General features: G+C 69.2%; 16 protein-coding genes. 6 read left to right on the top strand and 10 right to left on the bottom strand.

Annotated features, from left to right (window positions below; translation table 11 throughout):
* Positions 1–11: 11 nt before the first annotated feature.
* The gene (locus tag OHA40_RS14240) at positions 12–1,319 is read right to left on the bottom strand and encodes an Hsp70 family protein (RefSeq protein WP_330233526.1); all 1,308 of its coding nucleotides are present in this window, start codon (positions 1,317–1,319) and stop codon (positions 12–14) included.
* Positions 1,320–1,471: 152 nt separating this feature from the next.
* Positions 1,472–2,794 (bottom strand): UDP-glucose dehydrogenase family protein, encoded by a 1,323-nt coding sequence (locus tag OHA40_RS14235; protein WP_330233525.1) that lies wholly within the window; start codon positions 2,792–2,794, stop codon positions 1,472–1,474.
* A 144-nt stretch (positions 2,795–2,938) separates the two neighbouring features.
* Between OHA40_RS14235 and OHA40_RS14230 the strand changes: the two genes are divergently transcribed.
* The 3 genes from OHA40_RS14230 to OHA40_RS14220 all read left to right on the top strand — a co-directional run bounded on the left by OHA40_RS14230 (position 2,939) and on the right by OHA40_RS14220 (position 5,963).
* A complete protein-coding gene (locus tag OHA40_RS14230) occupies positions 2,939–3,466 on the top strand; it encodes a YdcF family protein (protein WP_330233524.1) in 528 nt (175 codons plus the stop codon).
* 122 nt (positions 3,467–3,588) lie between these two features.
* Positions 3,589–4,818, top strand: a complete 1,230-nt coding sequence (locus OHA40_RS14225; protein WP_330233523.1) for an acyl-CoA dehydrogenase family protein — start codon at positions 3,589–3,591, stop codon at positions 4,816–4,818.
* Positions 4,818–5,963, top strand: a complete 1,146-nt coding sequence (locus tag OHA40_RS14220; protein WP_330233522.1) for an acyl-CoA dehydrogenase family protein — start codon at positions 4,818–4,820, stop codon at positions 5,961–5,963. The genes OHA40_RS14225 and OHA40_RS14220 overlap by 1 nt, the downstream gene beginning before the upstream one ends.
* 92 nt (positions 5,964–6,055) lie before the next feature.
* On the opposite strand, the gene OHA40_RS14215 is transcribed toward OHA40_RS14220, so the two are convergent.
* Positions 6,056–6,454 (bottom strand): PIN domain nuclease, encoded by a 399-nt coding sequence (locus OHA40_RS14215; protein ID WP_330233521.1) that lies wholly within the window; start codon positions 6,452–6,454, stop codon positions 6,056–6,058.
* Positions 6,455–6,699: 245 nt separating this feature from the next.
* The gene (locus OHA40_RS14210; protein WP_330234167.1) at positions 6,700–9,783 is read right to left on the bottom strand and encodes a heterodisulfide reductase-related iron-sulfur binding cluster; all 3,084 of its coding nucleotides are present in this window, start codon (positions 9,781–9,783) and stop codon (positions 6,700–6,702) included.
* A 457-nt stretch (positions 9,784–10,240) separates the two neighbouring features.
* On the opposite strand from OHA40_RS14210, the gene OHA40_RS14205 reads away from it, so the two are divergent.
* Positions 10,241–10,948 (top strand): hypothetical protein, encoded by a 708-nt coding sequence (locus tag OHA40_RS14205; RefSeq protein ID WP_330233520.1) that lies wholly within the window; start codon positions 10,241–10,243, stop codon positions 10,946–10,948.
* A gap of 71 nt (positions 10,949–11,019) precedes the next feature.
* On the opposite strand, the gene OHA40_RS14200 is transcribed toward OHA40_RS14205, so the two are convergent.
* From OHA40_RS14200 to OHA40_RS14175, 6 genes are all read right to left on the bottom strand, one after another.
* Positions 11,020–11,907 (bottom strand): NRDE family protein, encoded by an 888-nt coding sequence (locus tag OHA40_RS14200; protein WP_330233519.1) that lies wholly within the window; start codon positions 11,905–11,907, stop codon positions 11,020–11,022.
* A gap of 138 nt (positions 11,908–12,045) precedes the next feature.
* A complete protein-coding gene (locus OHA40_RS14195) occupies positions 12,046–13,371 on the bottom strand; it encodes a S1 family peptidase (RefSeq protein ID WP_442944000.1) in 1,326 nt (441 codons plus the stop codon).
* A 110-nt stretch (positions 13,372–13,481) separates the two neighbouring features.
* Entirely contained in the window at positions 13,482–14,840 is a 1,359-nt protein-coding gene (locus tag OHA40_RS14190; RefSeq protein ID WP_330233517.1) for a S1 family peptidase, read from the bottom strand.
* A 162-nt stretch (positions 14,841–15,002) separates the two neighbouring features.
* On the bottom strand, positions 15,003–16,103 hold the full coding sequence (locus tag OHA40_RS14185) for a hypothetical protein (RefSeq protein WP_330233516.1): 1,101 nt from the start codon (positions 16,101–16,103) through the stop codon (positions 15,003–15,005).
* A gap of 46 nt (positions 16,104–16,149) precedes the next feature.
* Positions 16,150–18,747, bottom strand: a complete 2,598-nt coding sequence (locus OHA40_RS14180) for a LuxR C-terminal-related transcriptional regulator (protein WP_330233515.1) — start codon at positions 18,745–18,747, stop codon at positions 16,150–16,152.
* Positions 18,740–20,518 (bottom strand): Hsp70 family protein, encoded by a 1,779-nt coding sequence (locus OHA40_RS14175; protein ID WP_330233514.1) that lies wholly within the window; start codon positions 20,516–20,518, stop codon positions 18,740–18,742. Before OHA40_RS14175 ends, OHA40_RS14180 begins: the two co-directional genes overlap by 8 nt.
* Before the next feature lie 302 nt (positions 20,519–20,820).
* Between OHA40_RS14175 and OHA40_RS14170 the strand changes: the two genes are divergently transcribed.
* On the top strand, positions 20,821–23,865 hold the full coding sequence (locus tag OHA40_RS14170) for an IniB N-terminal domain-containing protein (protein WP_330233513.1): 3,045 nt from the start codon (positions 20,821–20,823) through the stop codon (positions 23,863–23,865).
* Between the two features lie 37 nt (positions 23,866–23,902).
* Positions 23,903–25,765, top strand: coding sequence for a dynamin family protein (locus OHA40_RS14165; RefSeq protein WP_330233512.1), 1,863 nt, complete (start codon positions 23,903–23,905; stop codon positions 25,763–25,765).
* Positions 25,766–25,785: the final 20 nt, after the last annotated feature.

Below are 25,785 nucleotides of genomic sequence, written 5' to 3'. Positions count from 1 at the left end.
CCGTATTCGATTCAGCGTGGTGGCGGTGGGGGGAAGGGGAAGACCTCGGGCGGGATCGTCGGGACCACGATCGGCGGAAGGCCGGGCACCACAATGGTGTTCGGGCCGGGCGTCGGCGGCGCCTCGCTGGTGGTCTGGCGCCGGTTGGGCGGAGGTGCGGCGACCGATTCGTGCGCGGGTGGTTCCGTCGTGCCCGGCGCGACGGCGATCTGCGGGTCGAGAATCGTGGTGCGTGGCGCGGTTGTCGGCGGGATCGAGGGCGAGCCCTCGGTGGTGTGCGAATCGCGTTCCAGCACCTGCGGTCCGTAGCCGAGGCCGAGCCCGATCGCGGCGACCACGGCGAGCGCGCTGACCGTCAACACGGCGCCGCTGATCTCGCGTTTGCCGCGCTGGGTCGGTGCGGATAACCACGCGGGCGAGAGGTCGTCGTCCAGCGCCGGGCTTGCGGCCGGACTCTCCTTGCGGACCGGCCGGGCCAGAAGCGCGGCGCCGCGGGCCATCACGGTCTCCGGACTGTCCGGCACGATGACGGGCACGCCCATCCAGCGTTCGAGCACCTTGGCGACCAAGGGAATTCGGGCGCAGCCGCCGATGGCGAGTACCCCGTGCACCGGACGGTCCGAGCGCACGATCACATCACGCGCCATCCGCGCCGACGACTCGATCGCCAACATGATCAGCGACTCGAAGTTCTCCTGCGCCAGCAGCACCAGCCCCTGCTCGCTGGGCAGCGCCACTGCGGTGTTGCTGGTCAGCTGCTCCTTGGCCTCCCGGCACAAGGCGTCCAGCTCGGCCAGGCCGGCGGCGTTCGGCGGGTGTGCGATCCGGCCGGACGCGATCTGCTGCTCGCGAATCAGCGAATCGAGATAGTCGCCGCTGATGTCGCTGGTGCGTTCGCTGTGCCGAACCTCACGGGTCTGCGTGTCGACCACACTTACCGACAGGCCCGAACTGCCCAGGTCATAGACGACCAGCGAGGAGATGCCTCGGATATCTCCGGTGGCCTGCGCGAATTCCAGCGCGGCGATGATCTCCGGTACGAGTTCGTAGTTGGTCAGCTGCTGACGTGCCATGGCCGCGCGAATCGCGCGGGTGTGCTGCTCACTGCGATAGGCGATCGCGGTGGCGCCGATTCCCGGCGTGGCTTCCAGGGTGACCCCGATGGCCTCGGCCGCGAGTTCCTCTACGCTCTGGCCGGCAACCGGAATGGTCTGCAGGTCGAAGGAATGTGGGGCGACATGCCCGTGGGGGTTTCCGGCGTGTGGTCGCGCCATACGGACAGCGCCGGCCCCCACCGAAACTCCCAGTACCGAACTCATCAGCTGCCCATCTCGTCAACACTTCACGACATGCGAGCCTGCACCGTCCAGCGGCGCAGGAGGCCCGCTGGACGGACCCTACCGCCGGCGATCAGCTGTGCTCGAGGCGGACTGGTCATCTGTCTGGCAGTAGCCCGCCCCGCTCCGCAACTCTACGGTGTGCCGAGTCCCGCGTACACCCATCCGGCTTCTCTCCAGGTGGCACGATTGAGACAGTTCCGGCCGTCGATGATCGAGCGGGCGCGCACCACCCGGTCCAGATCCTGGGGGCGCAGTGAGGTGAATTCGTCCCACTCGGTGAGGACGAGCACGACGTCGGCGCGTTCACACGCCTCGGCAATCGAGGTCGCGTAGTTGAGGGTAGGGAACACCCGGCGCGAGTTCTCCAGTGCCTTCGGGTCGTACACGGTCACCACCGCACCGTGCAGCTGGATCATGCCCGCCACGTTCAGCGCGGGTGAGTCGCGAACGTCATCGGATTCCGGTTTGAACGCAGCGCCGAGCACCGCGACGTTGGCACCGAGCAATGAGCCGCCGCAGGCGCGGGCGGCCATGTCCACCACCTTCGTGCGGCGGCGCATGTTGATGTTGTCCACCTCGCGCAGGAAGGCCACGGCGTGGTCGGCGCCGAGTTCACCCGACCGGGCCATGAACGCGCGGATGTCCTTCGGGAGGCAGCCACCGCCGAAACCCAAGCCGGCATTGAGGAATCGGCGTCCGATGCGCGCATCGTAGCCGAGCGCGTCGGCCAGCATGGTCACGTCGGCGCCGGTCGCCTCGCACACCTCCGACACCGCATTGATGAACGAAATCTTGGTCGCCAGAAAGGCGTTCGCGGAGACTTTGACCAACTCGGCAGTGGCGAGGTCGGTCAGCAGGAAGGGGACCTCGGCGGCGAGCAGATCGGCGTAGATCTCGCGCACCAGTTCCTCGACCCACCCGGCGGAATCGCGGTCGCGATCGACGCCGAGCACCAGCCGGTCCGGGCGCAGGGTGTCCTTGACCGCGAAGCCCTCACGCAGGAATTCCGGATTCCACGCCACCTCGACGTCGGTGGCACTCAGGGCGCGGGCCCTGTCGCCGAGCGCGGCGGCGGTGCCGACCGGGACCGTCGACTTGCCGACGATCACCGAGGGACGCTCCAGCATCGGGGCCAATGTATCCACCACGGCGTGTACGTATTTCAAATCGGCGGCGTACTCGCCCTTCTTCTGCGGGGTGCCGACGCCGAGGAAGTGCACCTCCGCGTGCGCGGCCGCCTCGGCGTAGGAGGTGGTGAACCGCAACCGGCCCGCGTCGAGATTGCGGCGCAGCACATCCTCGAGTCCGGGTTCGTAGAACGGCACCACTCCGTCGGACAGCTTCGCGACCTTGCCCGGGTCCACGTCCACCCCGATGACGTCGTGCCCGAGTTCGGCCATGCACGCAGCGTGCGTGGCCCCGAGGTACCCGGTTCCGAAGACTGTGCATCGCATGATCGATTGGTAAGCCCCGCCGGTGGCCACGCCACGTCACCGAGGCAAGTGTCCGGGCAACAGCAGATGTACATGCGGCGACATGGGCATGCCTGATCCACTGACCTGGACGTATCGGAGCGGTGCCGGGCTAGCATCGGCGTGGTGCGACGTCATCGGTGGGCCTGGATCCTGCTCGGCGCGATTCTGGTGGTCGTGGTCGCGCTGTGGCCGGTCTACGTGCGCCCGCGGACCGACCCTCCTGCCCCGGCGGACGCGATCCTCGTCCTAGGCGGCGCGCACGACGGGCGCGAACAACTCGGCCTGCGCCTGGCTCGCGAGGGGTACGCGCCGCGTGTGGTGTTCTCCAATCCCTATACGAACAGCGCGATGCTGAACCGTATCTGCCACGGCGGCTACAGCTTCGAGATCCTGTGTTTCGACCCGGCGCCGCGTACCACCCGCGGGGAGGGTCGAGAACTCGCCCACCTTGCCCGCACATACAATTGGCGCCGCGTCATCGTCATCACCTTTACCCCGCACATCTCCCGCGCCCGCTACATCCTGCGAAAGTGCTGGGACGGCGAGTTGCTCTTCATCGACCCTCGACCCCACCTCTCCATGCTTCGCTGGGCCTACGACTACGCCTACCAGTCAGTGGGCTTCACAAAGGCGTTCTTCGAGGACTGCTAGGTGGAGTCAATCTGCTGGCGGATGACATCAGTTTGACTCGATGAGAGAATTAACCGTACATTCTGTCGTGGTGGCAGTCTGGCCGCCGCGGAAGCAACGGTGCACACCCTCTGGGAGGGCGGATGGAATACGACTGGTCGGCGGAGGATCTGGCGTTTCGGGACGAGGTGCGCGCGTTTCTCGCCGCGAAGCTGACGCCGGAGTTGCGGCGGGCCGGGCGCTTGGCGACGAGCGTTTATCCCGACCACGAGGCGAGCATGGAGTGGCAGCGGATCCTGCACGAGCGCGGCTGGGCGGCGCCCGCCTGGCCGGTGGAGCACGGCGGATGCGACTGGAGCCTGACCCAGCACTACATCTTCCATCGCGAATCGGCGTTGGCCGGGGCGCCGACGTTGTCCCCGATGGGGATCAGAATGGTCGCGCCGGCGATCATCGCCTTCGGCACCGCCGAGCAGAAGGCGTTCTATCTGCCGCGCATCCGCACCGGCGAAATCTTCTTCTGCCAGGGCTATTCCGAGCCGGAGGCGGGATCGGACCTGGCCGCGCTGACCATGGCCGCCGTCGACGACGGCGCGGATTTCGTATGTACCGGCAGCAAGATCTGGACCACCCACGCCACCGAGGCGAATTGGATCTTCTGTCTCGTGCGCACCGCGCGCACGGGCAAGAAACAGCAGGGCATCACGTTTCTGCTGATCGAAATGACCTCGCCGGGCATCGAGATCCGGCCGCTGGTGATGACCTCGGGTGAACAGGTGCAGAACCAGGTCTTCTTCGACAACGTGCGGGTGCCCAAAAGGAATGTGCTCGGCCGGATCGATGACGGATGGACGGTCGCGAAGTACCTGCTCGTGCACGAGCGCGGGGGAGCAGCGGCGCCGTTCCTGCAGGTCATGGCGCAGGACATCGCGACAGCCGCGGCCCGGCAGCCCGGCCGGGACGGCAATCCGCTGATCGATGACCGCGCCTTCGCGGCGAAGCTCGCGGACCTGCGGATCCGCACCGAAGTGCTGGAAATTCTGGAATACCGCACCCTTTCCGCGATGACGCGGGGAAAGGACCCGGGGCCCGCGTCCTCCATGCTCAAAATCCTCGCGACCGAACTCAGTCAGAAGCTCACCGAGCTGGCGCTGGAAGCCGCCGGTCCGCGCGGGCGCGTGTACCAGCCGCACGCAACCGAGCCGGGCGGGCCGATCGCTCACTACGCCCCGCCCGCCGACGGGTACCACAGTGGCGCGGACTGGCAGGCCGTCGCTCCGCTGCGCTATTTCAACGACCGAGCGGGCTCGATTTACGCGGGCAGCAACGAGATTCAGCGAAACATCCTCGCCAAAGCAGCATTGGGGCTCTGATGGACTTCACGCTTACCGACGAGCAGGAAATGCTCCGCTCCGCGATCGCCGGATTCCTCGGCGCCCGCTACGACCTGGAAAGCAGCCGCGCGGCGGCGAAATCGGCGGGATGGCAACCTGCCATCTGGCGCGGCTTCGCCGACGAGCTGGGGATTCTCGGCGCGACGCTGCCCGAGCGGGTGGATGGATCCGGCGGTGGACCCGTCGAATTGATGGTCATAGCCGAGGAACTCGGGCGGGCGCTGGTGGTCGAGCCGTTCGTCGACACGGTGGTCGTCGGCGCCGGACTGTTGGAACGCTGCGGTGGCGAGCAAGCCGACGTTCTGCTGCGCCGAATCGGGTCCGGTGACGCGCGCATCGCCTTCGCCGCGCTGGAGCCGACCGCAGGACATGCGCTGTACGACGTGTCGACCACCGCCTACCGCGACGGCGATTCGTGGGTGCTCGATGGCGCGAAGGTCGTGGTGACCAGCGTGCCACTGGCCACACACCTGCTGATCACGGCGCGCACCTCCGGCGAGCGGCGCGACGAGGCGGGGATCTCCTTGTTCCGCCTCGAATTCGACGCGAGTCGTCCGCCGGCCGGAGTCGAGGTGCATTCGTATCGGACCATCGATGACCGGGTCGGTTCCGACCTCGTGTTCAACGGCCTGCGCCTGCCCGCGGACGCATTGCTCGGCACGGAGTCGGACGCCTGGATGGTCATCGAACCGACCATCGCGGAGGCCACCGCGGCTATCTGCGCCGAGGCCGTCGGATGCATGCGGAAAGTGCTCGCCGACACCGTCGACTACACCAAGCAACGCCAGCAGTTCGGTCAGCCGATCGGCAGCTTCCAAGTTCTACAGCACCGCATGGTCGATATGTACATGGAACTCGAACAAGCCATCGCCGCGGTCCATTTGGCGATCCATTCGCTGCGCGCCTCCGCCGATGATCGCGCGCGGGCGGTGTCGGCGGCGAAAGTCACCATCGCGCGGGCGGCGCGGTTCGTCGGGCAGAGCGCGGTGCAACTCCATGGCGCGATGGGCATGACCGAGGAACTGGCCATCGGCCACTATTTCAAGCGCCTCACCGTGATCGAGCAGGAATTCGGTTCCAGCGACCATCATCTGGCCCGCTACGCGGCCTTGACCAGGCCGTAGGGAATACTGCACAACGCTGACCGATCGACCCCGATTCTGGTACGACATCTCGTGTCGTGCGGCCGCTGGGATGGCGTCGAAAAGTTGCCGGGTCAGCTCGTCTCGAGCCGTCGATGCGGCTGACCGGTAATCTCCGCAATGGTCTGATAGTCGCTGTCCACATGCAGGACGGTTGCCCCGTGTACCTCGGCGGTTGCCGAAATGATCAGATCGGGGATCGGCAGGCGGTGCGCACCTTGCTCAGCAAGCAGCCCCTGGACCTCCAAGGCTCTGTCCATGGCTTCTTCGGTCAGCGGCAGCCAGACCAGAGCCTTCTGGCCAGCAAGCTTGGCGACGTAGTCAGCATGGGATCGCGCTGAGTAGCCGATCTCGAGTGCGGTGAGATGACACCCCGCGACGAGCGCTCCCGGCGCGCCGGTCACATTCGCAAAGTCGGCGGCAGCAATCTTGTCGCGCAGAACCCACTCCAGCGCCGACTTATCCGCCAGCATGAACAGAGTTCTCAGTGCCAGGCCCCCTTCATCGCCTCTGTTGAGAGATCCGTCTCGCTGTCACGAAGCTGCCGAAGCATCTTCGATACCGCGCGCCTGTTCGCGACCTCGCGCAATGCGGCATTGACCGTGGCCACCTTGGTTTTGTGCCCAGTTCGTCAAACGCGCTAGCTGCCCGAAACGTGGCTGGGCCGGGTCCAGTGGTGGACCCGGCCGCGGCCGTCGGTGTTCAGTTGTCGGTGGGCTCAGTTCCTACGGCCCGGGGCCTTGGCACCGGATTTGAAGCCGAGACCGCCCGGCTTGGCGGCAGGCGGCGCGACCGCAGTTGCGCCGTTGCCGTTTGCGGTCTGCTCGGGCTCGTCGGCCGATTCGGCCTGCGCCGCGGTGGTGTCCGCGGCAGGAGCCTGCTCGGTTGCGGCAGGTTCGGCCGGAGCCGCGGCACCGGGCGCCTTGGGGCCGGGCCGCTTGAAGCCGGACTTCATGGCCAGACCCTTGGCGGGCACCGTCGGCTTGGTCTCCGTCGGCTTGGCCTCGGTCGGCGCCGCTGCCGTGTCGGCGACGGGCGTCTCGTCGGCCGAGGGGGCTGCGGTGGGCGCCGGGGTCTTGGCGCCGGGTGCCTTGGCCGCACCCTTCATTGCGAGACCACCACCGGGCGCCTTGGCGCCGCCCTTCATGCCGAGACCCTTGACCGGCTTGGCCTCGGGAGCCTCAGCCGGGGATTCGGCGGCGGGAGCCGCGGCAGCCTTCGCGCCGGGCGCCTTCGCTCCACCCTTCATCCCCAGACCACCGGGCGCCTTCGCGGGGCCCTTCATGGCCAGGCCCTTGACCGGCGCCGCGGGAGCGTCGGCGGGCGCGGACTCGGCGGCGGGAGCCGCAGGGGCCTTCGCGCCGGGCGCCTTGGCAGCGCCCTTCATGCCGAGACCACCACCGGGTGCCTTGGCCGGTCCCTTCATGGCGAGACCGCCGCCACCGGGTGCCTTGGCGGGGCCCTTCATGGCGAGACCACCGCCGGTTGGGGCGGCCTTGGCCGGGGCGGGGGCTTCCGCGGCCGGGACGGGTTCCGGTTCCGGCTCCGGTTCGGCCTCGGGCGCCTTCGGCTCCTGGATGACGGTGAGGTTCTCGGTCAGCACCGACGGCTCGACGCGCTCGATGGCGTCCAGCATCAGCTGGGCGACGTCCACCACCTCGACGCCTTCGCCTTCGCCCTTCTCCTGGCGCGCGGTGACGCCGTCGGTGAGCATCACGCGGCAGAAGGGGCAGCCGGTGGCGATCTTCGCCGGTGACGTGGTCAGCGCCTCGTCCACCCGGTCGATGTTGATGCGCTTGCCGAGCTGCTCTTCCATCCACATCCGCGCGCCACCGGCGCCGCAGCACATGGACCGCTCGCCGTGCCGCGGCATTTCGACCAGGTTCGAGCCGGATGCCGCCATCAGCTCACGCGGTGCGTTGTAGACCTTGTTGTGCCGGCCCAAGTAGCAAGGGTCGTGGTAGGTGACGTTCTGCGCCACCGGGGCCACCGGGATCAGCTGCTTCTGGCGCACCAGTCGGTTGAGCAGCTGGGTGTGGTGCACCACCTCGTAGCTGCCGCCGACCTGCGGGTACTCGTTGTTCAGCGCGTTGAAGCAGTGCGCGCAGGTGACGACGATCTTCTTCTTGCGCTGCTCCACGCCCTCGAACACCGAGTTCAGCAGCTCGATGTTCTGCTGCGCCAGCTGCTGGAACAGGAACTCGTTGCCCGCGCGGCGCGCCGAGTCGCCGGTGCAGGTTTCTTCGGCGCCGAGCACCATGAACTTCACGCCCGCGGTGGCGAGCAGCTCGGCGACGGCCTTGGTGGTCTTCTTGGCGCGGTCCTCGTAGGCGCCCGCGCAGCCGACCCAGAACAGGTACTCGTAGCCGTCGAAGCTGTCGGCGTCTTGACCGAAGACCGGGATCTGGAAGTCGAGTTCGTTGATCCAATTCAGCCGGTCCTTGGCATTCTGGCCCCAGGGATTGCCCTTGTTCTCCAGGTTCTTGAACAGACCGGCGAGCTCGGAGGGGAACTCCGACTCGATCAGCACCTGGTAGCGGCGCATGTCGATGATGTGGTCGACGTGCTCGATGTCCACCGGGCACTGCTCGACGCACGCGCCGCAGGTGGTACAGCTCCACAGCACCTCGGGATCGATGATGCCGTCGACCTCGGCGCCGCCCACCAGCGGACGCTCCGCCTCGGCCTTGGCCGCGTCGGAGATCTCGGCCAGCTTCGCTTCGTTCGGGTTGCCCTCGGCGTCGACCAGGCCGATCTCGTCGCCGCCCATGTCCTTGCGGCCGCCGGCCAGCAGGTAGGGGGCCTTGGCGTAGCCGTGGTCGCGCAGCGACATGATCAGCAGCTTCGGCGACAGGGGCTTGCCGGTGTTCCAGGCGGGGCACTGCGACTGGCAGCGCCCGCACTCGGTGCAGGTGGTGAAGTCGAGCCAGCCCTTCCAGGAGAAGTCCTCGATCCGTCCGGCGCCGAAGGTGTCGGTGTCCGGGTCGGCGGTCTCCATGTCGACCGGCTTGCCCTTGGACATCATCGGTTTGGCCGCGCCCAGCGCGACGTCGCCGTCGTCCTCGCGCTTGAAGTAGATGTTCGGGAAGGCCGAGAACCGGTGCCAGGCCACGCCCCAGGTGATGTTGCGGCCGACGTAGTAGAGGAACGCCATGCCCGACATCAGCTTGATGAAGGCGAAGATCGACACCATCACCGGGCTGGCGGGCAGCAGCTTCGCCACCTGCATGGTGAAGAAATCGGTCGCGGCGTTGGAGTGGTGGTAGGTCGCGATCTTGCTGGCCTTGACGAAGATCATGCCGAGGCCCTCGAGCAGCACGATCGCCTCGATGACGTAGGCCGGGCCGAACTTGGAGCCGCTGAACCGGGAAAGCCGCTCCGGCACCCGCGGGTGGTTGAGCTGACGCAGGATGATCAGCGTGAGGATGCCGACCACGGTGCCGATGCCGAGGATCTCGTCCCACAGGTGGTAGACCGCGAGGTCGCCGATGATCGGCCAGTGGAACGCGGGGTCGAACGTCTGCCCGTACGCCTCGAACCACAGCATGAAGCCGCCCAGGAAGCCGATCATCACCAGCCAGTGCGCCCAGCCGACGGTGCGGAATTTGTTCATCCGCGTGTGCGCGATGAACTCCACGATCATCTGTTTGAAGCGCGGGAAGAAGGGCCGCCAACGATCCGGCGCGGGCTGTCCGATCATGATGGCGCGCGCGATATTGCGGACGCCGCCAATGAACGACGCCCAACACAGGAGGCTGAGCGCCGCCCCAATCGTGCCCAGCGTCACTGTCAGGGCATTCATGTCGCGACCTTTCTTTAGAGGCACCACGAGCGCGGCCGGTCTGTAACCGCATCGGTTCGCTCGTATCCTAACTGGCAGTAAGTTACCCGCCAGTAACAACCCCGTCCATCGTACGATCGGGTTTTGGCTTATAGCCCCACATATCGGGGCTTGACCGATTATTTACCTGTGATCAATGTCACAGCTGATTTCGTCGATCTTTCTGCCGGTCCGGTGATCCATCACCGTAAACGTCGAAGCATCCCGCCCGGTCGTAAGGATTGGCTTACTCCCATGCCTGATAAGGGATCTCGCTTAAAACGCGGTGTTCCATTAGGCTCACGACGTTCTGATAGCTGTGCCCGTCTTCACACCGCTCGGGGAGGATCCGGAGCCGACCACCCGGATTTGATGGAAAGAGCTCTCGCGTGCTGGAGATCAGCCGGTGACGACAACCTGATGATGGATTGGAAACTGAATGAAACTCCGCAGAACCACCGCGGCGGCTGCGATGGTCATCGGTGCGATGACCATCGGTCTGGGGACGGCTCATGCCGACGAGCCGGCCGCTACGCCTGACCCCATCCGCTACTCGGTCAAGCTGGTGGAGAAGACCGTCGTGACGACGCTCAAGGGGGGCACGTTCGAACTGGCGAAGTCCTCTGAGGACGTCAAGGAAGACGACGTCTACAAGATCAAGGACTCGCAGGGTGACACGGTTATGGTGTTGCCGATCGCCTTCAAGGTCGCCGACACGGTCGTGCCGGTGAAGCCGGTCGTCAAAGAAGACGACACCGTGCTCGAGCTGACCCCGGACCAGAGTGTCGACGTGCCCAAGGACAAGCCGGTCAACACCGTCAACGTCGTCGCGCAGCCGATCGCCTCGCCGATCGAGAACCAGCGCGCGCAGAACGAATTCGCCAGCCAGTTCGGCATCGCGACTGCCGTCGGCGGCTTCCTCGGCACCGCGGTGGGCGTCGTGCTCGGCGGTGTGATCGGCTGCATCCTCGGTCTGCCGTTCCTCGGTGTCGGTTGCATCCCCGCCGCGATCGCGGGCGCGGGCATCGGCGGCATCCTGGGCACCGTGGCCGTCGGCGGCCCGGCACTGCTGGTCGCGGGCATGGACCTGCTGAACACCCTGCAGGCGCCGGACGGCACCACGAAGTGGGCGGATCAGCCGAAGTAAACCACTCGGCCCGAACACTTCTCGATCGATCCTCGACGGCCCGCTCTCTTCGGAGGGCGGGCCGTCGGTCGTCAGTTCGTCAGATCGAGCACCCCCCGGACGACGACCTCGCCCAGATCCTGCCCCAGAACGCCGAACGAGCGCTCGACCATCTCGAACGTGCCGTTCTCGCGTACCAGCAGCACCGTGCCGGCCCTGGTGCCGTGCACCGTGTGCGCGACGAACCTGGCCGAGAGCGCGCGCTCCAGCTCGTAGGGCACCCCGGTGTTCGGCAACCCCTCGTCCGGTGCCTCGGTGCGATCGGCGAGCACATCGAAATAGCGGTCGACCCCACCGGGATCGGATCGCACGACCTCGCCCAGCTCGGTCATACCTGTTCGTACTTTGGGCCAAATAGCCTGTGGTGCGGTCAGATTCGTGTGCGGGTCGGTCGTACCCACGGACGTGACGAACGTGCCGTTGGAGAGTCCGTGGAGGCCAGGAGCGAGCTCCCTCGGCTCCGCCGCGCTTCGGTTGGAATGCCACCACAGCGTGCGCAGGTCGGAGACCACGAGGTTGAAGCCGTTGTAGTCGTCGGGCGCGGCCGCGACATCGAGCACGTACTTTTCCGGGCCGGGAAACCCGCCCGCCGGATGCCGGTCCGAGGCGCCACGCAGGAAGTCCATCAGCAACGCGCCACGGGAACGGGCGTCGGTGCGCTGGTCGTTGGGGTCGCGCACATTCGTGACCGCCGCGAAGCGATTGTTGCCCTGCGGCTGTGCCGTGAGGCCGAGCCAGGTGCCGGGAGGCTCGCCCTCGGCTCGGCCTTCCGCTCCGGTGTCGCGCCCGGCGATCAGGCCGGACACCTCCGGCCACCGGCGCATCGACTCGGTCGGCCGGGTATAGAACTCGTCTCGGTTGGCGGCAACGATCAACCGGTATTCCGGGTGCGCGCGCCAGCCGATCAGCACCAAACACATGCAGTCCAGAATGCCCGACCGGCACCGCACCCCACGCGGCGTTTCCGCCACCGAAGGCCGTCTATGGGCAGTAGAAGGGGCCGAAGACAGCGAAAAGGCCGACAGCCCAACGGCTGCCGGCCTTCTCACGTCCTGCGGTCAGTTGGTGCGCACACGGAGCCCAGGGTTGTCGGAGAGCACGACGTGCACCGGCTGCGCGAACAGCTGCGGCACGTTACCGGTGAGCGCGCCGATCAGGTTCGGGATCTCGCAGATCGGGAAGTCCGCCACCGATGACGCGCTGGAGATGCCCAGCGCCAGCCTGCCGGTCACGATCGGGCCGCCGCTGTCGCCGGGCAGCGCGCAGATGTTGGCCGAGAAGCTCTGGGTGAGCTCCCGCTCACCGACCTGCACGGTCTGGTCGACCGCGTTGACCACGCCGCAGCTGAAGCCGGTGCGCGCGCCGGACTTGCACACCGGAGCGCCGACGACCGGGGTCGCCACGCCCTCGATCGGGATCGGCGCCGCGCCGGGCGCGCGGACGCCGTTATTGGCGAAGCGGTCCTTGGCCTGGTCGTTGATCCGCACGATCGAGTAGTCCTGCTCGCCGAGCACCGACTTCTGGAACGCGCCCAGCTGCGCGCCGAGCCGGTCGCCGGTCAGCTCGTAGACGCCGGCGGCATTGCCGCTGCCTGCCGAAGCGAGATCCGGGTTGCAATGCCCCGCGGTGATGTTCACTGTGTTGCCGTTGCGATCGGTGCCGTTGAAGCCGAGCGAGCAGCGCAGCGAGCTGCGTCCCGCGACCGAGGCGTAACCGTCGCCGCCCGCGAGGGGCCCGTGCGCCTCTCCGGCGATCTCATCGGCCTGCAGGGTGGCTTGTTCGCCTGCCACCGGCGGGGCCATCACGATGACACGCGCCGGGTCGATGAAGTTCGGCATCGGCAGGCCCGCCTGGTCGACGCGCACCGCGATGCTGTTGTTCACGGTGTCGACCACCGCGCCACGCACCAGCGACTGCACCGCCTCCGGCTGGCCCTCCAGCCACCGCTCGAACGCGCTCTTCTCGCCGCGCAGGGCGGCCTCGCTCTTGGCGACATTGCGGACCTCGAACCCGGCCGACTCCGCTGCCTTCTTGGCCTCGTCCGCGCCGTGGCCCTGAGCCAGGGCCACGACCGCCTTGCCCGCCTCGTCGAGCCAGGAACCGGCGAACACGGCCGGATACTGCCGCTGTGCGGTGGTGGCGAACGCGGCCACCTGCTGTGCGACGTCCGCGCGGTGCAGATACTCGTCGGGCGAGATCTTCAGATCGCGGGCCACCGCGGCCACCAGTTCGGCCGGCAGGCCGGGTGCCTGATCGGGTTCAGCCGTCGCTACTGCCGCCGTGGGGCCGAACAGCAGGATCGCCGCCGAGGCGGCGATCACTGTTTTTCGGATTCCGGTCTGTCGCGCGGCTGATCGGGGAGGACCTATACGTGGCAGGAGCATGAGCAGACTATATGGGGTTCTGCCCGGTATGCCTACTCATCTTTCGTTCTTGGTTCCCTGATAGCCCGTCGACCAACGATATGTCGGTCGCCACACACTCGGAGGGGTGTTCAGCCCGCGTTCGGCCGGGTGCGCACCGTGATGCCGCTGCCGATCCCGCCACCGGACGAGGCATCGATATCGGCCAGGATCGACCGGATCGGGATGCCGAGCGAGGCGGTGCCGCCGTGCTGCGCCAGGCCGATGTTTGCCTCGTTGCAATTCGGCGCGTCCGCGGCGTTGGAACCGCTGGTGATGCCCAGCGCCAGCGTGCCGGACACGATCGCGCCGCCGCTGTCACCGCCGAGCGTGCACGCCGAACTGGCGAACCCGCGCACGGTCTTGCTCTCGCCCTCCGCGGTGTAGAGCTGGGTCTCCACCCGGTCGGCCACGACGAAGCCGCAGGTGAACGTGGACGACTGGCCCGACTTGCAGACCGGGGCGCCAGTCATCGGGTCGGCGGTGCCGGTGATCCACATCGTGGTGCCATTGGCGCCACGCACCGAGGGCTGATCCATGCCCGCCAGCACAGCGCGCTCGTTCAGCTTGATCACCGAGTAGTCCAGCGCGGACGGGCCACCGAGCGAAGCCTGCACGAAGGTGCCCAGTTCAGGGCTGGCCGGAATGTCCCGAACGTTGGGGTAGTAGACGGTGGCCTCCTGGTTGCCCTTGCCCAGGTTCGGATCGCAATGGCCCGCGCTGATGTTCAGCGCGTTGCCGGACGCGTCGACGCTGTTGAACCCGAAGGAGCAGACATCGACCGCACGCAGCGACGCGTCTTGCAGCGAACCTGGAGTGCTGATGTAGGTGTCGCCACCCATCGGCCTGCGCTCGACCGGGCCTCCGCCGTTCGGCGACAGGATGACCTTGATGTTCGCCAGCAGGGTGGGCAGATTGAGCAGGTGGCCCGCGGGGGTATTGGCGACGCTGAGCACCAGCTGGCTGTTCAGGAAGTCGATCGCCACCGAGTTGATCCCCTGCGAAATCTCCCGCGGCAGGCCGGTGACCCACTGGTTGAGCTGCACCAGCGAGGTCTCCAGGCTGTCCGCCGAGACCGGGGCCAGCCTGGTCTGGTAGCCGTCGGCCGCGGCGATCTTGGCGGCATCCAGCGAGGTGACGGCGACGACGGGCTTACCGTCGGCGCCGATCCAGGCGCCCGCGTAGGAATCCGGTCGCTCAGAGCGGAAGTCGCGCGTGTAGTCACGCAGCTGCTGGGCGCGCGCGGCGCGGTCCAGGTATTCCGTCGGGGTCATGTGCAGATCGCGTGCGATGGCCTGCACCAGTTCCGGCGGCAGATTGTCCGCGGCGAGCTGTGCAGGAGCCTCGGGCACCGCCGAGGCGGTCGTCGTGCCGAGCAAGGGAGCCAGGAGAACGGTCGAGGCGATGGCGACAGCTTTGACCGCGGCGCGACGCGCCACCAACTTGCGCATGAAGTCCCTTCGTCGGCACGCACGTGCCAGCTAAATCCGTGGCCAGGGACGTAATCCATTGGCACACAGCCTTCGTCCAGCAACAGACCGTGTGTCGAAATTCATCCGACAACAGGGTCAGCGCAACACTCTAAGCCACAAACCCGGGAAGGGCGCTACTAATCACCGACTACCCGGTGTTCCCATGCCGGGGATGGTCGGGATCTGCGGGAGTTGCGGGAACGGGTTGCGGGTGGTCGTGGTGGTCCGCGTCGTCGACGTACTAGTGGTAGGGGGTGTCGTCGTGGGTGGCTCGGTGGTCGTCGGGACGGCGGTCTCCGGCGGGGTCGTCTCGGTGCTCACCACGGGCGGCTCGGGCTCCTCGGTGGTGGTGGTGGGCACGGTGGACGACACGACCGATGGGGGCGGCGGAGACGGAGTCACCGACGTCTGCTCGGACTTGGCGTCGGGCAGCGGCGGCACGGGCGTCTCTCCGCTGTCCCGGAACAGGACGGCCACCACGATGCCGCCGAGCACCAGCCCGAGCAGCGCGGCCACGGCGACCAGCAGCGGTGTTCGCCTCTGCTCCCGCGCGGGGGCCGGTGCCTGCGTGACTTTTGCGGGCGAAGCCGGTTCGGTGGCCCCGATCGGTTCGGCGATCGGGATGGCCGCCGAATACGCCTGCGGTGGTGCGTCGGCGGCGGACACCGCGGGGATGACGATGGTGTCGATCGTGGAGTTCTCCGCGGTCGACGGGTCCGGCGGGGTGGCGCCCGCCGGCGTGGCGAGTACCGCCGCCAGTGCCCCGCGCGCCGCGTCGTGGGCGAACGAGCCGCCCGCCGCGCCGGTCTCGGCGCTGGGCAACTCGCCCTCGCTGACCAGCAAGACCGAGCGGAGGCCGAGGTAGTCCAGTGCCTCGCGCAGGGAACGCACATCCTCGGCGGGCCAGTCCGCCGGATGCGTCGCGTAGAACTCGGCCGCACCGCTGAGATGTTCGGCGGCCAGGTTGATCAGGCAGAACAGGGCGGTCGCGACCAGATCCTCGGCGCGGTAGGCCTCGCCCTCATCCACCGAGATGCCCGCGGGGTCGCCGACAGCGGGCACGAATCCGGTGATCGAGTGGGAGTGCCCGGTGGGCGCCGGGCCGCCCAGTACGGTGTCGCCGTCATCGGACATGTGCAGGATCGACTCGCGGACGATGTACCGCGGTTCCTCGTCGCCGTCGGTGACGATGACCGCCGTGCACTCGTGCTCGGCGACGCGCAGGCCCACCCCAGTGGCCATCCTCAGTACCTCGCTTCGGCGTTTCCGCTGACGGAACCGCACCCGGTCACACCAAAAGCGAGCCGTGTCCCATGGCGCGGAGCATCGACAATAACTCCGAACGGGAGCGGGCACCGACCCGGCGTCGAATGCGGGCGACGTGGTGCTCGACCGTCTTGGCGGAAATGTACAGGCGCGCGCCGATCTCCCGATAGGTGAGTCCCAGCAAGACCAGTTCGGCCACCTCGCGTTCGCGTTCGCTGAGTATCGCGGCCTGCGGCTTCGCGGGCGGTGCCGAGTTCGCGTCGCCGTTGCGAGCGGCGGCGGGCGCGGACGGCGGCGGGGGCATCTCCTGGGGGCGCGCGTCGGCGCGGACTGTGCGTGCCAGTTTGAGCAGCGCGGTGGCCGTCGCCGAGTCGGGGGCCGCGAGCGCTGCCTCGCTGGCCAGCCGGGCGCCGTCCCAAGTCATACCGATCTCGGTCAGCGCGGCGACGGCGGCGTGGACCGGTGCGGTGGCGACCTGGCCGCGCAGTACGAGCACCCAGGTGCGGCCCGCGTCGGCGAGCACCGCCGCGTGCCGGTCGCCCGCCTCGGCCGCCGCCTTCAGAGCGCGGGCGTGTGGCAGCAGTTCCTCGGGGCTCTCGTGCGCGATCGCGGCCTGAACGCCGTACCAGTGGAAGGCGTTGGACCACGCGGGTGGGTCGTCCAAGCGACGAAGCAGCGCGAGCGCCGCGTCCACCAGCGGCGCGATCCGGCGCTCGTCGCGCATCCGGATGCCCGCCAGCCACAGCTCCCCGATCGGCAGCAGGGACAGCAGATCGGCCTGCACGTCGTCGAAGAGCGGATACGCAGCCTGCCACGCGCGGGCGAGCGCGGTGTGATCGCCAGTGCGCCGGGCGAGACCGACCGTGACGCCCTGCGCGAGCAGCCGGTCACGGACGTCCAGCTCGGCGTGGTCCAGCTCGGCCGCCTTCGCGGCGGCGGCCCGCTCGTCGCCACCGAGCATCGCCGTCCAGGCCGCGAGCACGTCGAGTTGATGACAGCGCAGTCCGCTCGCGGTGGCCCGCCGCAACGCGTCGCCCGCGCGGCGCGGCTCACCGGTGCCGAGGGAGAGCAGGGTCGCGATCGAGGCCGCCGTGCACGGCAGGAAGCGGTCCACGCCCGCGTCCGCGTGCGCCGCCTGCACCAGTGCCGATACCGCCGCGGCGGTCCCGTTGCCCGGTTCGACGGTGTCCGCGAGCGCGGTCGCGATCAGCCGCGCGTGCGCGTCGGCCTCGGTAGGCGGCCACTGTGTCGCCGACGCGGACATCTCCTTGGCGCCCGCCACGTCGCCCGCCACGCACAGCACGGTCGCGCCGATCGCCCAGTCCGGGCCGACCCGGTCCGGGCCGAGCCAGGTGTACAACTGCGCCGCGCGAGCGACCAGGCCGCGGCGGGTCAGCACCGCCGCGCAGATCCGCACGGCGGTCGCGAGATCGGCGCCAGGGCTGCCCGAACGCGCCAGCATCGGCTCGGCCAGCCGCATGGCGGTCTCCCCGTCGCCGGTGCGCGCGGCCACCTCGGCCCAGCGCAGCGCGATCAGATCGAGTTCCGCCCCGGCCGAGGCCGCCGCGGCGTAGTAGCGGACCGCGTCGCGACCGGCCTTCTCGGCGGCGCCGATGAGGAATTCGGCCAGGCGCGGATCGCGGACACCGGATTCGGCGAGTTGCATGGCGGTGCGGTCGCGCAGCAGACCCGCCTCCAGCCGGGCGCTGAGCAACCGGCGTTCGACCGCGACGAACCTGCGGTCGCCGAGCAGCGTGCGCAGCGGCCCGACGGCGGGCTCGAGCAGGAGGTCGGCGTCGGTCACCAGCGCGCTGGCCCTGGCTCGGTCGATGAGATCCTGCGCGGCGGCCTGCTGCACACCGAGCACCTCGGTGAGCTCGCTGGAGTCGAGTCCGGTTCCGGTGGTGGCTACCACGAGTGTTTCCAGCAGGTCGGGCTCGAGATTGTCCAGCAGCCCACGCGCCCATGCGGCGACGGCCGTGTCGACGGCCGCGATGCCCGCGTCCAGGCGCGCCGAGCAGGCCGCGGTCAGCGCGGCGACCACACCGCCGCGAATACCCGCGGTCTGCAGGTGGATGTGCTGGGCGACCTGGCGCGGCACCATCATGCCCAGTTCCCTGGCGAACGGCGCCATATCCGCGACGCCGAGCGGGCGCAGATCGACCACGCGCCCGCGCCGGGCGACCGCCTCGGCGAGCATCCGCAGCTGGGTGTCGTGTGGGCGCGGCTGGGTGGCGACGACCACTGTGCGATGGCCGGACTCGACGGCGGCGCAGAGGTATTCCAGGTCGAAGCGGCCGAGCGTGTGGGCGTTGTCGATGACCAGGGCGGGACGGGCGGTGTCGGTGGTCACGCCTGCGGTGCCCGCGACGACCGCGCTCGGCGCGCGAGTCACGTGGTGTGAGCCATTGTGCGCGTGCGTTTTGTGCAGGGCTGCGGTGTCGTCCTGCAGCGGAAGACCCCGGGTGCGCAGGCGAGCTCGGATTTCCGCGAGGAGTGTCGACTTGCCGGTTTGCGAGCGTCCGCGGATCAGGTAGACGACCGGCTGCTCGTCGACGGATTCCAGGTCGCGGAAGATGTCGCGGGCGCAGGGGAGGGTGTCGAAGGCGATCTCAGCCACCGGAACCTCCCAGGATCTCGCCGGGCGTGCGCAGCACCGTGCCGACCGTGTCGCCGACGCCGTCGATGGTGTCGTTCAGCACGCCGGTCGGCAGGCTCGGCACGTTCGGCGGTGTGGGCCGCGGCTGCTGCGGTCCGGGTTGCGGATTGGTCGGCGCGGGTGCCGGAGCTTGAGACGGTTGTGGTTGCGGCTGTGCGGCAGGCTGCGTCGGCGCCGGTTCCGCGGGAGCGGGCTGGCCAGGAGTCGGCTCGTTGTCGACCACGGCCACGGTGGTGCCCTCGGCGGCGGACGAAGGTGCGCCCGGCTGCGAGGCATCGGTTGCCGGGCGGCGCGTAGTCGTCGCGTAGTCGGTGGCGGCGACACCTGCGGCGGGCGCGGGGTCGCCCGGTTGCGTTCCGGTCGTCGCCGCGATCTGCGCGCCGGTGTTGGACTGCTCGGTCGAGGCGGGATGGCTCGGGCCGGACTGGATACCGGTGCCGATGGCGAGCGTGCCGGTGGCCAGCAGGCCGATGGCCACGGCCGCACCCGCGACCACGGCGACGCGCCGCCTGCTGGTCGGTGGGCGACGGCGTGCCGGGCGATCCTCGGGCAGCGCCGTGAGCCTCGGCGCGGGGAGTGCTCTGGGCTGGGGCACGGTCTCGTCCTCGGCGTCCGGCGCGACCACCGGGAGCTGGTCGGTCTCGGCGGCGACCAGATCGGCGGCCAGCAGCGCGGCACCCCGCGCCGTGGTGTGCCCCGGGTCGGGGGCCGCGACCACCGGCAGTCCGAACTCGGACGAGATCAATTCCGCGACCAGGGGGATCGCACCGCCACCTCCGGTGAGCAGGACCCGACCTACGTCGCCGATAGCGAGTCCCGCGCGGTGTACCGCGTCGCGGATCAGATCGATCGAACTCGCCACCGGTCCGCGCAGCAGGTCTTCCAGTTCACCGCGAACCAGCCGCACGGTGCTGCCGTGCGGGTCGGCGGGGTCGAGCCGGACCGGAACGACGGTCGCGGTATTTATGGAAAGCTCTTCTTTCGCTTTTTTGCAGCACTCGCGCAAAGCTGACAATTCGCGCTCCACTGCCGGATCGAACGGATCGAAATCCGCGGCGAGCACGGCATTTGCCAGGACATAGCGCATGGTGAGCAGATCGAATTCCGCGCCGGCGACATCGGTGGAGCGCAGCGGCGAACCGAGCAGGCTCGCGTGCTCGCCGGTGCGTACCACCGAGACGGTCAGCCCGGTTGCGCCGAGGTCGTAGACGACCACCGCGCCGTCGCCGGTCCTGCCGTGCGCCGCGTCCAGCCAGCGGATCGCGGCGGTCGGCTCCGGGACCAGGGTCACTTCGCCGAGTCCGGCCCGCTCGAGGGCGCCGCGCTGGATCTCGACGGTGTGCCGCGACCACCACGCCGGATGGCAGGCGACGACGGCCTGGGTGGCGGATTGCCCGGTGTCCGCGGCGATCTCGTCGATCAAGCACCCGATCGCGGTGGCGACCAGGTCGGGCGCGGAATACGACGAGCCGTCCTCGGCGAGGATGCCCACCGGATCGCCGACCCTGGCGAGGAAGTCTTCCAACAGGACGTCAGTGGAATGGCGGCCGGTGGCATACGCACCCGAGCCGAAAGTGGGTGCCATGTCCCGCGACAACCGCAACACGCTCGGGTGCGTGCGTAGGTAACCGGCGCCGGACGGGCCGATGCCGTCGTCGCCATCCTCCGTTGCCGCCACGGCGACCGAATTGGACGCCCCGACAGTGATGCCGAGCGCCAGGCGCTGTGTCATTCGAGAACCCCGTTCGAAAGCTGTCTTGTCCGGTGTCGCTGCTGTGTAGTTCCGCGATTGGTGCGCAGGCCGTTGGAGCCACGCCGACGCAACCGTTCTTTCGGTTGCTGGCCATCAGCCGTTACTTCGTTAGGGGAACGATTGGGGTAATTCCCCTAATTTCGCCGTCGCCCCTACTGAGTACCCTCGACCGGCTGTAGGGGTTCGCCCCGTTTCGGCGTAACGAGATGCGCTCTTAGCGTGATTTGCATTCCAACGACTGCGGATCACGGAGGTCCGCCGGATCTCAGGAGACGATTCTCATGACCCCCAATGCGATTCTGGAGTTCATCCTCGATCTGCTGCGGAACGACGAGGCTGCGGTCGCTTACTGCGCGAATCCCACCCAGGCGCTGGCCGCCGCGGGCCTGAGCGCGGTGACCCCCGAGGACATCACCCTGTGCGCTCCGATGGTCGCCGAGTCGGCGCTGGTCACCGGGGGTTCCCAATTGCAGGCAATTGTGGCGGCGGGCGCGCAGACCGGTGCGGCGGCCGCGGTGAGCGCGGCGGGCACCGTAGGCGCGGCCGCGGTGGCGAACGCAGGCGTCGATCTGGGCGCGGACCTCGGCGTCGACCTCGGCGCTGGTGCGGGCGCTGGTGCCGATATCGATCTCGGCGTGGGCACGGGCGTCGACCTCGGCGCCGGACTGAACACCGCGATCGACACCGGCCTGGAGATCGGCGCCGGTCTGGGGGCGGGGCTGGCCGCGAGCCTCGACACAGTGGTGAATGCGGGCGCCGACCTGGGTGCTGCCGTGGGCGGCCTGCTCGGCGCAGGCACCCAGGTGATCAGCGGCATCGGCGCGGGCGTCGACCTGGACGCCGACCTGTCCACCGGGTTGGCGGGCGCGGGAAACATCGGCGCCGGCCTGGAGAGTGGCCTGTCCACCGGCATCGACGCCGCCGTCGGCGCGGGCGCCGGTCTTTCCACCGGCCTGGAGGGCGCAGTGGATGCGGCGGCGGGCCTGACGACCGGCCTCGGCGCGGGCCTGGAAGGTGCCGTGAACGGGGCGGCGGGCCTGACCACGGGCCTCGGCGCGGGACTGCAAGGCGCGGTGGACGCGGCAACCGGTCTGACCACAGGAATAGACGCGGCGCTTGGCACCGGCGCCCAGGCGGGTGCTGATCTCAGCGCGGGCGTCAGCGCAGGTCTACAGGGCGCGGTAGATGCGACGACCGGCTTGACGACCGGTCTGGGAGCGGGCCTGGAAGGCGCCGTCGGTGCGGCCACCGATTTGACTGCGAGCCTCGGCGCCGGTGCCCAAGCGGGTGCTGATCTCGGCGCGGGTGTGGGGGCAGGTCTGGAAGGTGCGATTGACGCGACGACCGGCTTGACGACCGGCCTCGGTGCGGGCCTGGAAGGCGCTGTGGCTGGCGCGGCCGGTGTGACCACCGGTTTGGGTGTGGGCCTTCAGGGTGCTGTCGGTGCGGCAACTGACGTCACCGGAGGCCTCGGTGCACAAGCTGGAACCGGTCTGGGCGCGGGTCTGGAAGGTGCTGTCGGTGGCGCCGCAGGCGTGACCACGAATCTGGGCGTGGGCTTGGAAGGTGCTGTGGATGGCGCGGCGGGTGCCACCGCGGGTCTGGGCGCGGGCCTGGGGGGAGCTGTGGATGCGGTCGGTGGTTTGACGACCGGAGTGGACGCGGTGCTGGGCGGCGGTGCGCAGACAGGTGCCGGTCTGGAGGGTGCCGTTGATGCTGCGACCGGCCTGGGAGCGGGTTTGGAAGGTGCTGTTGGTGGCGCGGCTGGTGTGACCACTGGTCTGGAGGGCGCTGCGGAGGCGACCACGGATTTGGGCGCGGGGCTGCAGGGGGCAGTGGGTGCGGCAACCGATTTGTCCGCCGGCCTCGGGGCTGGTGGGCAGGCCGGCGCGGGTCTGGAGGGCGCTGTGGATGCGGTCGGCGGTTTGACGACCGGTGTGGATGCGGCGCTGGGTGCCGGTGGGCAGGCCGGTGCTGGTCTGGGTGCGGGTCTGGAGGGAGCGCTGCAGGGGGCCGGTGGCCTGACGACTGGTCTGGATGCCGCGCTCGGCGGCGGTGCGCAGGCGGGTGCCGACTTGGGTGGTGGGCTCTCCACCGGATTGCAGGGGTCGGCGGACGCGGGTACACAGATCGGCACCGGACTGGAGAGCGGCTTGTCCACTGGGATCGGTGGCGTGCTCGAGGCCGGAGGCCAAGCGACGACCGGGCTCACCGGCGGAATCGAAACCGCTGCGCAGGGGTCGGGCAATCTGACCGCCGGACTCGGTGGCAACTTCTCTTCTGCCATCGGCGGGACCGCGAACCTCGGAACGCAGGCGACGGCGGGTCTGGAAACGGGTCTCGCGACCGGACTCGGCGCGGCGGTGAGCACCGGCGCGGAACTCGGCGGCGGCCTGGATGGCTCGCTGAACGCCGGAGGCCAGTTCGGTACGGGCCTGGAAACCGGACTCGGCACGGCGCTCGATGCCGGGGCCGAGGCGACCACCGGACTGGAAACTGGTTTGTCCACTGGTCTCGGCGCGGGATTGTCCACCGGCGTGGACGGCGCGGTGCAGGCCGGTTCCGGTCTCGAGACAGGCCTCAGCGGCGCCATCGACGCCGGAGCGCAGGCTGGTGCCGGGCTCGGTACGGGTCTGTCGGCTGGTCTGGATGCGGGAGCACAGGCTGGCGCTGGGCTCGGTACGGGTCTGTCGGCTGGTCTGGATGCGGGAGCACAGGCTGGCGCTGGGCTCGGTACGGGTCTGTCGGCTGGACTCGATGCGGGAGCGCAGGCGGGTGCCGGACTCGGCTCAGGCTTGACCACCGGAATAGATGGCGGGATCGGGGCGGGCGCGGGTCTGGAGACCGGCTTGTCCACCGGCCTCGGAGCTGTGGGCAACGCGAGCGGCGGACTTTCCGGCGGACTCGAAGGCGCGTCGAATGCCGGTGCGCAGTGGGGCTCGAGCCTGGACAGCGGAATCAGCGGCGGCATCGATGCCGGTTCGCACGCGACATCCGGGCTGTCCGCGGGCCTCGACACCACATCGGGGCTCGGTGGTGGGCTGAACTCGACGGTCGGTGGCGCGGCGGACGCGGGCGCCGGACTCGGCGGCTCGGTGAGCGGCGCCACGCAGGGTGCGGTGGACACCGAGGCGGGTCTCGGTGGCAGCGTGGGCTCGACCGCGCACACTTGGTCCTCGCTGGACGTGTCGAGCGCCTTCGGTTCGGGTCTGGACAGCACCACGGGTGCGCAGACCGACGCCGGCCTGTTCGGCGACACGCAGGCGGGCGCGGATCTCTCCGGTTCGGCAGGCGCCGACCTGACCGGAGACACGTTCCTGCACTGACAGTTGGCCGGTTCTACGGAAAGAGGTCCATACCGCGATGGGGACGCCCGCGCCGAAACCCGCACCACCGGCGGTACCGCTGTTATCAGTACTCGGTGAGACCATCGCGGCGGCGCGCGCCGCGGGCCGCAACGATCTGGTCGGCCGCCTCGAGGTGGCGGCCGACCGGGTCCGTGACCCGCGCAGGCGCATCGTCGTCGCCGGGCAGCTGGACCAGGGGAAGAGCCGTTTCGTCAACGCTCTGCTGAACCTGGACATCTGCCCGGTCGGCGACGATGCCACCACCACGGTGCCGATGCTGCTGTCGCACGGCCCCGAGCCGCGTGCCGAGTTGGTGCTCGCGGCGCACGGCGATTCCAGCGGCGCGGAGACCAGGGTCGCGGTGCCGATCGCGGATATCGGTGCTATCGATCCGCGCTCCCCACTTGCGCAGGGGCGGCGGATCGTGCGTCTCGAAGTCCAGATTCCCAACACGCTGCTCGCCGACGGCATCGTCCTGATCGACACCCCCGGCGTGGGCGGGCACGGCAACGCGCACGCCGCGGGAGTGCTCGGGCTGGTGCCCGCGGCGGACGCGGTGCTGGTGCTGTCGGACGCGTCGACCGAGCTCACCGAGCCGGAACTGGCCTTCCTGCGGCAGGTGCGCGAGTTGTGCCCGACGGTCGCGCTGCTGCTCACCAAGACCGACCTGTACCCGCACTGGCGTCAGGTGCACGAGGCCGATCTGGGCCACCTCGAGCGCGCCCGCCTCGACGTGCCGATGATCCCGGTGTCGTCGCTGCTGCGCGCCCACGCGATGCGCTTGCAGGACAGTCAGCTGGGTATCGAATCCGGCTTCGGTGTGCTCTATCAGTTCCTGCGCGACCAGGTCGTAGCGCGTGACCAACTGGCCACCCGCGCGGCGGTGGCGCGTGATATCCGTTCCGTGGCGGAGCATCTCGCGCTCGCGTTGGGCAGCGAGCTGGTCGCCGTCCGCGATCCGGCCCAGGGCGCGGCGGCGGTACGGGAGCTGCAATCCGCTCGCGCGGCCGCCGAGGAACTGCACCGCAGAACCGCGGCGTGGCAGCAGACCCTCGCCGACGGCATCACCGACCTGGCCGGGGATGTCGACCATGATCTGCGCGACCGATTGCGCACCCTCGCACGGACCACCGAGGAATGGATCGACGAGCACGATCCCGGCAGGCACTGGGACCGCATCGCCGAACATCTCACCGGCACCGTCGATACCGCCCTCGGCGACAACCTGCTGTGGACCCACTCGCGGGCGATCCAGCTCGCCGAACGGGTCGCCGAACATTTCTCCGAGGTGGGCGCCGTCGACCTGCCGGACGTGCGGCCCGGCCTGCGCGCCGACACCGGCCGCGCCATCTCCGGCACGCTCGCCGATCTGGAACCCGACATCGGCTTCGGCAGCAAGCTGCTCGTCGGCATGCGCGGCTCCTACGGCGGTGTGCTGATGGTGGGGCTGGCCAGTACCTTCGCCGGGCTCGCCCTGCTCAACCCGATCTCGATCGGCGCGGGAGTTCTGGTGGGCGGCAAGGCCTTCCGTGACGACAAGCAGGCCAGGCTGGCCAAGCGGCGAAACGAGGGGAAGGCGGCGGTGCGTCGCTTCGTCGACGACGTGGCGTTCCAGGCGGGCAAGGAGTCGAAGGACCGCCTGCACCGCATCCACCGTGCGCTGCGCGATCACTACGCGGGCGTCGCTCAGCGCAGCCTCCGCTCGATCGATGACTCGCTGCGCGCCGCGCAGGAGGCCGCGACCATGGTGGCAACCCGCCGCGCCGAGCGTGGCGCACAGCTCGAACAACAGCTGCGCGTGGTCGCCGAGCTGCGCCGATATGCCGATGCCATGCAGACCGCGCTACCGATGGGACCCGCCGGTACGGTAGCCCCGTGAGGGAGCGCAGCGAGCGAACG

The sequence above is a fragment of the Nocardia sp. NBC_00508 genome (genome assembly GCF_036346875.1).
Classification (GTDB): Bacteria; Actinomycetota; Actinomycetes; order Mycobacteriales; family Mycobacteriaceae; genus Nocardia.
Note: the sequence above shows the minus strand (reverse complement) of the source record. Positions and strands in the feature narration are given on the sequence as shown.